Source organism: Kocuria sp. HMSC066H03 (assembly GCF_001812045.1).
GTDB lineage: Bacteria > Actinomycetota > Actinomycetes > Actinomycetales > Micrococcaceae > Kocuria > Kocuria rhizophila.
In genome coordinates this window covers 259,602-272,620 of record NZ_KV807509.1, presented here as the reverse complement: position 1 = coordinate 272,620, position 13,019 = coordinate 259,602, and the positions used below count along the sequence as shown (strand labels likewise).

The window sequence follows — 13,019 nt, the reverse complement described above, 5'->3', positions numbered from 1 at the left end:
CGCCACCCGCGCCTCAGGGGTCTCCGACCTCACGGAGATCGTGGTCCAGGGTGCCCGCGAGCACAACCTCAAGAACGTGGACCTCACCATTCCGCGGGACTCCATGGTGGTGTTCACGGGTCTGTCCGGATCCGGGAAGTCCTCCCTCGCGTTCGACACCATCTTCGCGGAGGGCCAGCGGCGCTACGTGGAGTCCCTGTCCTCCTACGCCCGCATGTTCCTGGGCCGGGTGGACAAGCCGGACGTCGACTTCATCGAGGGGCTGTCCCCGGCGGTGTCGATCGACCAGAAGTCCACGTCTCGCAACCCGCGCTCCACGGTGGGCACCATCACCGAGATCTACGACTACATGCGCCTGCTCTGGGCCCGCATCGGCCGGGCCCACTGCCCGGTGTGCGGCGAGCCCATCACCCGGCAGACCCCCCAGCAGATCGTGGACCAGCTGCTCGAGCTGCCGGAGCGCACCCGCTTCATGGTGCTGGCGCCCGTGGTCAAGGGCCGCAAGGGCGAGTTCCAGGACCTCTTCCAGCAGCTGAGCCAGCAGGGCTACGCGCGGGCCGTCGTGGACGGCGAGACCGTGCAGCTCGAGGACGCCCCGAAGCTCAAGAAGCAGTACAAGCACACCATCGACGTGGTGGTGGACCGCCTCACCGCCAAGCCGGATGCCCGCCAGCGGCTCACGGACTCCGTGGAGACCGCGCTGAACCTCGCGGACGGCCGCGTGGTCGTGGAGCTCGTGACCCGCGAGGGGGAGGAGTCCCCGTGGCAGGACGTGCGGCGCACGTTCTCCGAGAACCTCGCGTGCCCCAACGAGCACGAGCTGCAGACGGACGAGATCGAGCCCCGCTCGTTCTCCTTCAACGCGCCCTTCGGCGCGTGCCCCGAGTGCGACGGCATCGGCTCGCGGCTCGAGGTGGACGAGGACCTCGTGGTGCCCAACCCGGATCTCTCCCTCGTGGAGGGCGCCATCGCCCCGTGGTCCCTCGGCAAGGCCACGAGCGAGTACTGGAACCGGCTGCTCGCGGGCCTCGGCAAGGAGGTGGGCTTCGACATGGTCACACCGTGGAAGGATCTTCCCGCCAAGGCGCGCAGGGCCGTGCTCGAGGGCAAGGACCACAAGGTCACCGTGGCCTACCGCAACCGGTGGGGCCGCGAGCGCAAGTACTCGCAGGGCTTCGAGGGCGTGTACGGCTACATCAAGCGCAAGCACGAGGAGACCGAGTCCGACCACGCCAAGGACCGCTACGAGCAGTACATGCGCCAGGTGGCGTGCCCCGCGTGCGGCGGTGCCCGGCTGAACCCCACCATTCTGGGCGTGACCGTGGGCGGGAAGAGCATTGCGGAGGCCACCCGGCTGCCCATGCGGGAGTCACTCACGTTCTTCGAGGAGCTCGAGCTCAGCGACCGTGACGCGCAGATCGGCGACCAGGTGCTCAAGGAGATCGTCGCGCGCCTGACGTTCCTGATCGACGTGGGGCTCGACTACCTCAACCTCGAGCGCGCGGCGGCCACGCTGTCCGGCGGCGAGGCGCAGCGCATCCGCCTGGCCACGCAGATCGGTGCGGGACTCGTCGGGGTGCTCTACGTCCTGGACGAGCCCTCGATCGGTCTGCACCAGCGTGACAACCGCCGCCTCATCGACACCCTCCTGCGGCTGCGGGACATGGGGAACACGCTCATCGTGGTCGAGCACGACGAGGACACCATGCGCGAGGCCGACTGGATCGTGGACGTGGGCCCGGGTGCGGGCATCCACGGCGGCGACGTGGTGCACTCCGGGACCTACGAGCAGCTTCTCGAGAACCGGAAGTCGATCACCGCGGACTACCTCACCGGCCGGTCACTGATCGAGGTGCCCGCCCGGCGTCGTCCGGTGGACCGCAAGCGGCAGCTCACCGTGGTGGGGGCCAAGGAGAACAACCTCCAGAACCTCACGGTGGACTTCCCCCTGGGCGTCTTCGTGGCGGTCACCGGAGTCTCCGGGTCCGGCAAGTCCACGCTGGTCAACGACATCCTCTACACCAGCCTGGCCAACCAGCTCAACGGCGCCAAGCAGGTGCCCGGGCGGCACCGGCGCATCGACGGCCTGGAGCACCTGGACAAGGTGGTGCACGTGGACCAGAGCCCGATCGGGCGCACCCCGCGCTCCAACCCCGCCACCTACACCGGGGTGTTCGACCGGATCCGCAAGCTGTTCGCGGAGACCCAGGAGGCCAAGGTGCGCGGCTACCAGCAGGGCCGCTTCTCCTTCAACGTCAAGGGCGGGCGCTGCGAGGCGTGCTCCGGGGACGGCACCCTGAAGATCGAGATGAACTTCCTCCCGGACGTCTACGTGCCCTGCGAGGTGTGCAAGGGCGCCCGGTACAACCGGGAGACCCTGGAGGTGCACTACAAGGGCAAGAACATCGCCGAGGTGCTCGACATGCCCATCGAGGAGGCCGCGGAGTTCTTCGCGCCCTTCACCGCGATCGCGCGCTACCTCAACACCCTCGTGGAGGTGGGTCTGGGCTACGTGCGCCTCGGCCAGCCCGCCACCACGCTCTCCGGCGGTGAGGCGCAGCGAGTGAAGCTCGCCGCCGAGCTGCAGAAGCGCTCCAACGGCCGCACCATCTACGTGCTGGACGAGCCCACCACGGGGCTGCACTTCGAGGACATCCGCAAGCTGCTGAAGGTGCTGCAGAGCCTCGTGGACAAGGGCAACAGCGTGATGACCATCGAGCACAACCTGGACGTGGTGAAATCCGCGGACTGGATCGTGGACCTCGGACCGAACGGCGGTTCCGGGGGCGGCACCGTGGTGGCGCAGGGCACCCCGGAGGAGGTGGCCGAGAACGAGGACAGCTTCACCGGGCAGTTCCTGCGCGAGGTGCTGGAGAACTCGGCGGCCCGTGAGAGCGCCCACCGGGCCGGCTCCCCGGAACCCGTGGCGGCCGCCACGGGGCAGGGCGGGGCCCACGGGGCGTCGTCGTGAGCGGTCAGCGTCCCGTGGTGCTGTGGGACCTGGACGGAACGGTCCTGGACCCGGCCGGCGCCATCACGGAGGGCATCGCCGAGGCGCTGTGGGCGTGCGGCTTCGAGGCGCCCGAGAACCTGGAGCGGTTCGTGGGCCCGCCCATCGGAGAGTCGCTGCGGCGCTTCACGGACGTCCCCGAGGAGCAGATCCCCCAGGTGGTCTCCGTCTACCGTTCCGGCTACCTCACGGAGGGGCTCGAACGGACACGCATCTATCCGGGGATCGGGGAGATCCTGCAGTCGCTGCACGCGAGCGGGGTGCGCCAGGCCGTGGCGACCCAGAAGCCGGAGCACATCGCGGTGGAGGTCGTGTCCAGGTTCGGGCTGGGGGAGTACTTCGAGACCGTGAGCGGCGCCTCGGACGACCTCGCCCCGCCCACGAGCGGTGCCGGGCAGATGCACGACAAGCCCGCCATCGTGGGTGAGGCCCTGCGTCGGCTGGGTGCCCTGCCGCCGGATCCGGCGCGCACGGTCATGATCGGTGACCGCAGCTACGACGCCGACGGCGCGCGCAGCCACGGCATCGACTGCCTGGGCGCGGGGTGGGGTTTCGCACAGCCCGGCGAGCTGGACACGGGGTGTGCCGCGCTCGCCCGTGAGCCTGGTGATTTGGCACACTTGCTCAGTCGGTACACGGACCTCTAGGGAGCACGGGCAATGATCACCAAGTACGACCTGACCAAGGCCACGGTGGCGCGGGCCCTGCGTGTCGTGTGCCGCCCCGTGGTCACCGGCCTGGACCGGCTGCCCGAGACCGGCCCCGTGATCATCGCGTCCAACCACCTCACCTTTCTGGACTCGGTCATCATCTCGGCGTTCATGCCGCGGCGCGTGAAGTTCATCGCCAAGGCGGAGTACGTCAACAGCCCCGGGATCAAGGGGAAGTTGATGCGCGAGGCCTTCGAGTTCATAGACATCATCCCCGTGGCCCGCGGCCAGCAGAGCGAGTCCGTGGCGGCCCTGCAGCCCGCGGTGGAGCACCTGCGGGAGGGCAAGGTCTTCGGCATCTACCCCGAGGGCACCCGCTCGCGGGACGGCTACCTGTACCGCGGCCACTCCGGGGTGGCGTACCTGGCCTACCTCACGGGCGCCCCCGTGGTCCCCGTGGGAATGATCGGGACCCAGCGGCTGCAGCCGCCGGGCGCCACGATGATCCGCCCCGCCAAGTTCGAGATGCACGTGGGCGAACCCATCACGGTGGCCCACGCGGGGGAGCAGCAGACGGGCAGGATGCGCAAGGAGCTCGTGGCGCAGGTCATGGACACGATCGCGGAGCTCTCCGGCCAGCCCCGCAAGGACGTGTACAACGTCTCGCCGTCCGCGGGGAGGGATCTGGGGCGTGGCTGACCCGGCCAGCTACCGGCCGGCGCGCCAGGACATCCCCACCAACCCGGGGGTGTACCGCTTCCGCGACGAGCACGGCCGCGTGATCTACGTGGGCAAGGCCAAGAACCTGCGCAACAGGCTGTCCTCGTACTTCGCGCCGCTGCACCAGCTCGCTCCCAAGACCCGTGCCATGGTCACCACGGCCGCCGCGGTGCAGTGGACCGTGGTGGGCTCCGAGTTCGAGTCCCTGCAGCTCGAGTACACGTGGATCAAGGAGTTCGCCCCGCGGTTCAACATCGCCTACCGGGACGACAAGTCCTATCCGTACCTTGCGGTCACCATGTCCGAGGACGTGCCGCGCGCCATGGTGACGCGCGGTGAGAAGAAGCCCGGCAACCGCTACTTCGGCCCGTACTCCCAGGCGTGGGCCATCCGGGACTCCCTCGACGCCCTGCTGCGGGTGTTTCCCGTGCGCACGTGCACCAAGGGCGTGTACCAGCGTGCCGAGCGCAGCGGCCGGCCGTGCCTGCTGGGCTACATCGACAAGTGCTCCGCGCCGTGCGTGGGCGAGATCTCCCAGGAGGACCACCGGGCCCTCGCGGACGACCTCTGCCGCTTCATGGCCGGGCACGCCAAGCCGTACATCCGGGAGCTCACCCGTCAGATGAACGAGGCCGCCGAGGCCATGGACTTCGAGACCGCCGCGGCGCGCCGCGACGACATCGGGGCGCTCGAGCGGGTGTTCGAGCGCAACACGGTGGTGCTGCCCGACTCCACGGACGCGGACTTCTTCGCGATCGCGGAGGATGAGCTGGAGGCCGCCGTGCAGGTGTTCCACGTCCGCGGGGGACGCATCCGGGGCCAGCGCGGCTGGATCACGGAGAAGGTGGAGGACGTCACCACCCCCCAGCTGATGACCCACCTGCTGCGGCAGGTCTACGGCGAGGTGCACTCGGAACTGGCCCCGGCGGCGTCGGGCCGCAGACGGAGCGCGCGGCAGGGCAGCGAGGACGTGGTGGGTCAGCACCGGCGCACCTCGGAGCTCGCGTACCGCCAGGACACCGTCCCGCGCGCTGTCCACGTGAGCGTGGAGCCGGACGAGGCGGACGAGATCGCCGGGTGGCTCAGCGAGCTGCGCGGCTCCCAGGTCACGGTGCAGCGCCCGCAGCGCGGGGACAAGGCGCAGCTGCTCGAGACGGTCGCGGAGAACGCCCGGCAGGCGCTGACCCTGCACAAGTCCCGCCGGGCCGGGGACCTGACCACGCGCTCGGCGTCCCTGCAGCAGCTGCAGGAGGCCCTGGACCTCCCGGACGCCCTCATGCGCATCGAGTGCTACGACATCTCCCACGTGCAGGGCACCAACGTGGTGGCGTCCATGGTGGTGTTCGAGGACGGGCTGCCGCGCAAGTCCGAGTACCGCAAGTTCTCGATCACCGGGGACGCCGCCCGGGACGACACAGCCTCCATGTACGACGTGATCCACCGGCGCTTCTCGCGCCACGTGGAGCAGCAGAAGCGTGCGGCGGAGAAGGGCGTGAGCACGGGGGAGGTGGCCGCCCAGGAGGAGGAGCCCACGTCCCGCGCGTTCGCGTACCCGCCCAACCTGGTGGTGGTGGACGGCGGCCCTCCCCAGGTGGCCGCGGCGCAGCGTGCGCTGGACGACCTCGGCGTCACGGACGTCCACGTGGTGGGCCTGGCGAAGCGCCTCGAGGAGGTCTGGATCCCGGACGACGAGTTCCCCGTGATCCTGCCCCGCGCCTCCGAGGGCCTGTTCCTCATGCAGCGCATCCGGGACGAGGCCCACCGCTTCGCCATCACTTTCCACCGGCAGAAGCGCTCCAAGGCCATGACCGTCTCCGCGCTGGACGAGATCCCCGGACTGGGCCCCGCCAAGCAGAGGGCGCTGCTCAAGCACTTCGGCTCCGTCAAGAAGCTGCGGGCCGCCGCACCGGAGGACATGCTCGCGGTCAAGGGCGTGGGACCGGCACTGGCCGTCAAGGTGGCGCAGGCCCTGGGAGGGCAGGCGGCGGCGTCGTCCGGGCCCGCGGTCGACACGGAGACGGGCGAACTGCTCGACTGATCTGGTCTACCCTGGAGGGGAACCTTGCAGTCGGCAGATCAGGCGGTCCGTCACCCCATGAGCACCCCACCCCCGGATGCCTCGGCCCCCGCGCTGGAGCCGGTGAAGCCCCCCACGGCCGAGCTGCTGATCGTTACGGGGATGTCCGGTGCCGGCCGCTCCACCGCGGCCCATGCCCTGGAAGACCTCGGGTGGTACGTGGTGGACAACCTGCCGCCGCAGATGCTGGGGACCCTCGCGGACCTGGCCTCCCGCACCCCGCAGACGCTGCCCAAGCTCGCCGTGGTGATCGACGTGCGAGGCAAGGCCCTGTTCAACGACATGCGCGAGACGCTGGCCGCCCTGGAGACCTCGGGCGTGGACTTCTCGGTGCTGTTCCTGGAGGCCTCGGACGAGGTCCTGGTGTCCCGCTACGAGCTCCAGCGCCGCCCGCACCCGCTGCAGGCCGGCGGGCGGATCCTGGACGGCATCAAGGCGGAGCGGGAGCTGCTGCGCGATCTGCGCGAGACCGCGGACTCCGTGCTGGACACCACGTCCTTCAACGTCCACGCCCTGACCAAGGCCGTGGCGGACATGTTCTCCACGAGCGGGCCCGTGGTGCTGCGCCTCACCGTGATGAGCTTCGGCTTCAAGTACGGAGTGCCGGCGGACGCCAACTACGTGGCGGACGTCCGCTTCATCCCCAACCCGCACTGGGTGCCCGCCCTGCGCCCACGCACGGGCAAGGACCCCGAGGTGCGGGACTACGTCTTCGGCAACGACGGCGCGCGGACGTTCGTGGACCGCTTCGTGTCCATGCTCGAACCGGTCTTCGCCGGCTACCGCAACGAGAGCAAGCACTACGCCACCATCGCCATCGGGTGCACGGGCGGCAAGCACCGCTCCGTGGCCATCACCGAGGAGGTCGCCCGGCGGCTCAGCAAGTCGCCCCGGGTGACCGTCAACATCCAGCACCGGGACATGGGCCGCGAGTAGCCTGCCCCCAGACATGACGGAATCGATGAGTTCACTTCCCACCACGGGTGCCCTGCCCCGGTTGCCGCTGAGCAGCCGGCGTGACGTGGACCCCTACCACTCCCTGGACCCCTCCGCCCGGGACGCTCTGACCGACGCGGACTCGGTGGTGGCCCTCGGCGGCGGCCACGGGCTCTCCGCGAGCCTCTCCGCGCTGCGGCTGCTGGCCCCCGCCCTGACCGCCGTGGTCACGGTCGCGGACGACGGCGGGTCGTCCGGTCGGCTGCGCAACGACCTCGGCGTGCTGCCGCCGGGCGATCTGCGGATGGCGCTGGCGGCCCTGTGCGACGACTCCCAGTGGGGCCGCACCTGGAGCGACGTGATGCAGCACCGCTTCAGCATCGAGGGGCACCCGGACGAGGGACTGGATAACCACGCCCTGGGCAACCTGCTTATCGTGACCCTGTGGGAGCTGCTGGGAGACCCCGTGGAGGGACTGCGCTGGGCGGGGGCCCTGCTCGGGGCACGCGGTCAGGTGCTGCCCATGAGCTGCACTCCGCTCGTGATCGAGGGGGACGTCTCCCCGGGCAGCAGCCCCACGGTCGCCTGCCCGCCCGAGGCCGTCACGCGCACGGTCACGGGGCAGGCGCGCCTCGCCAAGGAGGCGGACGTGTGCAACGTGCGTCTCTGCCCGGCAGACGCCGAGGCGTGCCCGGAGGCCGTCACCGCGATCGAGGAGGCGGCCTGGGTGGTGCTCGGCCCCGGCTCGTGGCACACGTCCGTGCTTCCGCACCTGCTGCTGCCTCAGCTGCGGGATGCCATCTGTGCTTCTCCCGCCAAACGGCTGGTCACGCTCAACCTCTCCCGCGACTCGGAGACCCTCAGCATGGGCTCGGGGGACCAGCTGCGGGTCCTCAAACGCTACGCCCCGGAGCTGCGCCTGGACGTGGTGCTCGCGGACCCGTCCGCGGCCGAGTCCCCCAAGGACGTGGAGGCCGCCGCGGCGCAGCTCGGCGCGGTGGTGCACTGGGACTCCCTCCGGGACAAGGACGGCGGCTCGGTGCACAACCCCTTCAAACTGGCCGCGGCCTACCAGCAGATCATGAACGCGGAGCACTGACCGGGGCAGCCCCGGCCCCGCCCGAGCACGACAAGGAGATCGACGTCTATGGCATTGACCGCCTCGGTCAAGGAAGAACTCGCCCACCTGCAGGTGCGCAAGTCCGCGGTGCGCGCGGCGGAGCTGTCGGCCCTGCTGCGCTTCGCGGGCGGGCTGCACATCGTGGGCGGGCGAATCGTGGTGGAGGCGGAGCTGGACACGGAGTCCGTGGCACGCCGCGCAGCACGCACGGTGGGGGAGGTCTTCGGCCACGACTGCGAGCTCGGGGTGATCAGCGGCGGCGGTCTGCGCCGGGACCGCACCTGGGTGGTGCGGGTCGCCCGCGACGGCGAGGCCCTCGCCCGGCGCACGGGACTGCTGGACGCCCACGGCCGGCCCGTGCGCGGGCTGCCCCCCACGGTGGTCAACGGCAGCGTGGAGGAGTCCGCGGCCGTGATCCGCGGCGCGTTCCTGGCGCACGGCTCCCTCACGGAGCCCGGTCGCGCGGCCGCCATGGAGTTCACGTGCCCGGGACCGGAGGCGGCCCTCGCGCTCGTGGGCTCCGCGCGCCGTCTGGACGTCCTCGCCAAGGCGCGGCAGGTGCGCGGCGTGGACCGCGTCGTCGTGCGCGACGGCGACACGATCGCCGCGCTGCTCACGCGCCTGGGCGCCCACCGCGCCCTGCTCCAGTGGGAGGACCGGCGCATGCGAAAGGAGGTGCGGGCCACGGCCAACCGGCTCGCGAACTTCGACGACGCCAACCTGCGGCGTTCCGCGCAGGCCGCCGTCACGGCGGGAGCCAAGGTGGAGCGCGCCCTCGACATCCTGGGCGAGGACGCCCCCGAGCACCTGCGCGCGGCCGGGCGGCTGCGCGTGGCCAACAAGCAGGCGAGCCTGGACGAGCTGGGCCGGCTTTCAGACCCGCCGCTGACCAAGGACGCGATCGCGGGCCGGATCCGCCGGCTGCTGGCCATGGCCGACCGCCGCGCGGAGGAGCTCGGCGTGGCCACCACCACGGAGTTCGCGGCCCAGGCGGGCGGGGAGCGGCGGCGCGGATAGTACCAGCCGCCCGTGACCCCGCAGTGAATGTTGGTTCATGTGGGGTTTGCGAACAAGTGGCGCGTCGGTCCCCGCAGCACTGTCCTCGCGACGCCGGACGCGCTAGAATGGACACGGAAGAGCAGGTGGGCCCGTTGGTCGCCGAGCACTCCGGGTGTGGGAATCATGCCGAATGGTTTTGATCCCACATCCAGGCGATCACCGTCCGCCGCACACCCACACGCAGAGGAGAACGCAGTGACAGTCAAGGTTGCCATCAACGGATTCGGACGCATCGGCCGTTGCTTCGCGCGGGCCCTGTACACCCACCACGGCCACGACATCGAGCTGGTGGCCGTGAACGACCTCACCGCCCCGGAGACCTTGAAGCACCTGTTCGAGTTCGACTCCGTCATGGGTCGGCTGGGCTCCAAGGTCACCCTGGACGGTGACGTGATGTCGGTGGACGGCCACCAGGTGAAGTTCTTCGCCGAGGCCGATCCCTCCAAGCTGCCGTGGGGCGAGCTCGGGGTGGACATCGTGGTCGAGTCCACGGGCAAGTTCACCACCGGCCCCAAGATGCAGGCCCACCTGGACGCCGGCGCCAAGAAGGTCGTCCTCTCCGCCCCGGGCAAGGAGGTGGACGGCACCTTCGTGTACGGCGTGAACCACGAGAGCTACGATCCCGCCACCATGAACCTGGTGTCCGCGGCGTCCTGCACCACCAACTGCCTGGCCCCGCTGGCCAAGGTCATCAACGACGAGTTCGGCATCGAGCGCGGCCTGATGACCACCATTCACGCGTACACCGGCGACCAGCGCCTGCACGACGCCCCGCACAAGGACCTGCGCCGCGCCCGCGCCGCGGCCCTGAGCATGATTCCCACCACCACCGGTGCCGCCGCGGCCGTGGGCCTCGTGCTCCCGGAGCTCAAGGGCAAGCTGGACGGCTTCGCCGTGCGCGTCCCGGTCCCCACGGGCTCGCTCGTGGACCTCACCGTGGACGTCCGCGAGGACGTCACGGTCGAGTCCGTGAACGCCGCCGTCAAGAAGGCCGCGGAGGGCCCCTTCCAGGGCATCATCGAGTACTCCGAGGAAGCGCTGGTGTCCAAGGACATCGAGGGCTACGACGTCTCCACCGTGTTCGACGCGCCGCTGACCAAGGTGATCGACAACCAGGTCAAGGTCATCGCGTGGTACGACAACGAGTGGGGCTACACCATCCGCCTCGTGGACTTCGTGTCCTACGTGGCCGATAAGCTCTGAGACAGACCGCTCAGTGGCGCCGGTGCCCCGAGGGTGCCGGCGCCATTGTCGTCAGCAAGCGTTCACCACAGGGAAAGGGATGACAGACATGGCCAAGTCTTTGGACGATCTCATTGCGGAGGGGGTCGCGGGTCGCCGCGTCCTGGTGCGTTCGGACCTCAACGTCCCGCTGGACGGCTCCACCGTGACGGACGACGGTCGCGTGCGGGCCTCGCTGCCGGTGCTGGAGAAGCTCGCCGACGCCGGGGCGCGGGTCATCGTCATGGCCCACCTCGGCCGCCCCAAGGGCACCGTGGACCCCAAGTACTCGATCAAGCCGGCCGCGGACCGTCTCGCTGAGCTCTCCGAGGCGCCGGTTCTGGTGGCCGCCGACGTGGTGGGCGAGGACGCCCGGGCCAAGGCGGAAGCGCTGCAGGACGGTCAGATCCTCGTGTTGGAGAACGTCCGCTACGATCCCCGCGAGACCTCCAAGGACGACGCCGAACGGGGCGAGTTCGCGGCCGAGCTCGCGGCCCTGACCGGTGAAAACGGCGCCTACGTGGACGACGCCTTCGGGGCGGTTCACCGCAAGCACGCCTCCGTGTACGACATCGCGCAGAAGCTCCCGGGCTACCTGGGTGACCTCGTCAAGACCGAGGTGGACGTGCTGAGCAAGGTGATCTCCGATCCCGAGCGCCCGTTCGTGGTGGTAATGGGCGGTTCCAAGGTCTCCGACAAGCTCGCGGTGATCGACAACCTGATCGGCAAGGCGGACTCCCTGCTGATCGGCGGCGGCATGGTGTTCACGTTCCTCGCCGCCCAGGGCCACGCCGTGGGGTCCTCCCTGCTGGAGAAGGACCAGATCGAGACGGTCAAGGGCTACCTGGACCGGGCCGAGAGCGCGGGCACCGAGATCGTGCTGCCGGTCGACGTCGTCTACGCCTCCCGCTTCGCCGAGGACGCCGAGCACGAGGTGCGCCCCGTGGCGGACATCGAGGGTGGCTCGATCGGCGACTCCGGACTGGGTCTGGACATCGGGCCCGAGTCCGCCAAGCTCTTCGCAGAGCGGATCGGGCAGGCCAGGACCGTGTTCTGGAACGGTCCCGTGGGCGTGTTCGAGATGGCGGCGTTCGCCGGAGGCACCAAGGCCGTGGCCGAGGCGCTGGCCACCTCGGACGCCATGAGCGTGATCGGCGGCGGCGACTCCGCCTCCGCCGTGCGCAACCTGGGGTACCGGGACGAGCAGTTCGGTCACATCTCCACCGGGGGCGGCGCCTCCCTGGAGTTTATCGAGGGCAAGGAGCTGCCGGGCGTCGTCGCGCTCGGAGCCTGAGCACCCCTCGGCGGTCCGTCCCACAGCGAAGGAGAACCAGCATGACCACGCAGACCAACGGTGCTTTCGACCGCACGCCCCTGATCGCGGGCAACTGGAAGATGAACATGGACCACACGCAGGGCATCGCCCTGCTGCAGAAGCTCGCCTGGACGCTCAAGGACGCCAAGCACGACTTCTCGCGCGTGGAGGTGGCGGTGTTCCCGCCCTTCACGGACCTGCGCTCGGTGCAGTCCGTGGTGGAGGGGGACGGGCTGCAGGTCCGCTACGGTGCCCAGGACCTCTCGGACCAGGACTCCGGCGCCTACACGGGTGACGTGTCCGGGCAGTTCCTGGCCAAGCTCGGGTGCACCTACGCCCTCGTGGGCCACTCGGAGCGCCGGGCCATCCACGAGGAGTCGGACGAGACGTGCCGGGACAAGGTCCGCGCGGCCATCCGCCACGGGCTGACCCCGGTGCTGTGCGTGGGGGAGGGCCTCGAGGAGCGCCAGGCCGGTAACCACGTGTCCTACACCCTCGAGCAGCTGCGCGGGAGCCTTGCCGAGCTCTCGGAGGGTGAGCTCGAGGGTCTCGTGGTGGCGTACGAGCCCGTGTGGGCCATCGGTACCGGGGAGGTGGCCGGGCCGGAGGACGCGCAGGAGATGTGCCACGCCATCCGTGACGAGCTGAGCTCGCTGCACAGCAAGGGCTTTTCCGACGCCACGCGCATCCTGTACGGGGGGTCGGTCAAGTCCTCCAACGTGGCGTCCATCCTCTCCGGCGCGGACGTGGACGGTGCCCTGGTGGGCGGCGCGAGCCTCGACGCGGAGGAGTTCGCCAAGATCGCGCGCTTCGAGCAGCACCTGGTCACCGGCTGACCGGCGCGCGGGCGGACCAGGGAGGAAGCTCTTCCCGGGGCCGGTTCGGCACCCCTCGTGCTCGCGCGAGGGGTT

The 13,019-nt window shown here is 70.2% G+C and carries 10 protein-coding genes; all 10 read left to right on the top strand.

Annotation, left to right across the window (positions count from 1 at the left end):
• Positions 1-40: 40 nt before the first annotated feature.
• The 10 genes from uvrA to tpiA all read left to right on the top strand — a co-directional run bounded on the left by uvrA (position 41) and on the right by tpiA (position 12,944).
• Positions 41-2,971, top strand: coding sequence for an excinuclease ABC subunit UvrA (uvrA, locus tag HMPREF2833_RS10035; protein ID WP_371441080.1), 2,931 nt, complete (start codon positions 41-43; stop codon positions 2,969-2,971).
• On the top strand, positions 2,968-3,657 hold the full coding sequence (locus HMPREF2833_RS10030) for an HAD hydrolase-like protein (protein ID WP_223110159.1): 690 nt from the start codon (positions 2,968-2,970) through the stop codon (positions 3,655-3,657). Before uvrA ends, HMPREF2833_RS10030 begins: the two co-directional genes overlap by 4 nt.
• Before the next feature lie 12 nt (positions 3,658-3,669).
• Positions 3,670-4,359, top strand: a complete 690-nt coding sequence (locus HMPREF2833_RS10025) for a lysophospholipid acyltransferase family protein (protein ID WP_059281209.1) — start codon at positions 3,670-3,672, stop codon at positions 4,357-4,359.
• Positions 4,352-6,418, top strand: a complete 2,067-nt coding sequence (gene uvrC, locus HMPREF2833_RS10020) for an excinuclease ABC subunit UvrC (protein WP_059281210.1) — start codon at positions 4,352-4,354, stop codon at positions 6,416-6,418. The genes HMPREF2833_RS10025 and uvrC overlap by 8 nt, the downstream gene beginning before the upstream one ends.
• A 57-nt stretch (positions 6,419-6,475) precedes the next feature.
• Positions 6,476-7,393, top strand: a complete 918-nt coding sequence (gene rapZ / locus HMPREF2833_RS10015; RefSeq protein WP_019309159.1) for an RNase adapter RapZ — start codon at positions 6,476-6,478, stop codon at positions 7,391-7,393.
• 25 nt (positions 7,394-7,418) lie between these two features.
• A complete protein-coding gene (yvcK, locus tag HMPREF2833_RS10010) occupies positions 7,419-8,492 on the top strand; it encodes a gluconeogenesis factor YvcK family protein (protein ID WP_019309160.1) in 1,074 nt (357 codons plus the stop codon).
• 48 nt (positions 8,493-8,540) lie between these two features.
• Entirely contained in the window at positions 8,541-9,530 is a 990-nt protein-coding gene (whiA, locus tag HMPREF2833_RS10005) for a DNA-binding protein WhiA (protein ID WP_047978254.1), read from the top strand.
• A 237-nt stretch (positions 9,531-9,767) separates the two neighbouring features.
• Positions 9,768-10,775 (top strand): type I glyceraldehyde-3-phosphate dehydrogenase, encoded by a 1,008-nt coding sequence (gap, locus tag HMPREF2833_RS10000; protein WP_019309162.1) that lies wholly within the window; start codon positions 9,768-9,770, stop codon positions 10,773-10,775.
• An 88-nt stretch (positions 10,776-10,863) separates the two neighbouring features.
• A complete protein-coding gene (pgk, locus tag HMPREF2833_RS09995; protein WP_082141990.1) occupies positions 10,864-12,087 on the top strand; it encodes a phosphoglycerate kinase in 1,224 nt (407 codons plus the stop codon).
• A 41-nt stretch (positions 12,088-12,128) separates the two neighbouring features.
• Positions 12,129-12,944: a triose-phosphate isomerase gene (tpiA, locus tag HMPREF2833_RS09990; protein WP_047978252.1), complete on the top strand. Its 816-nt coding sequence runs from the start codon at positions 12,129-12,131 to the stop codon at positions 12,942-12,944.
• The last annotated feature ends 75 nt before the right edge of the window (positions 12,945-13,019 follow it).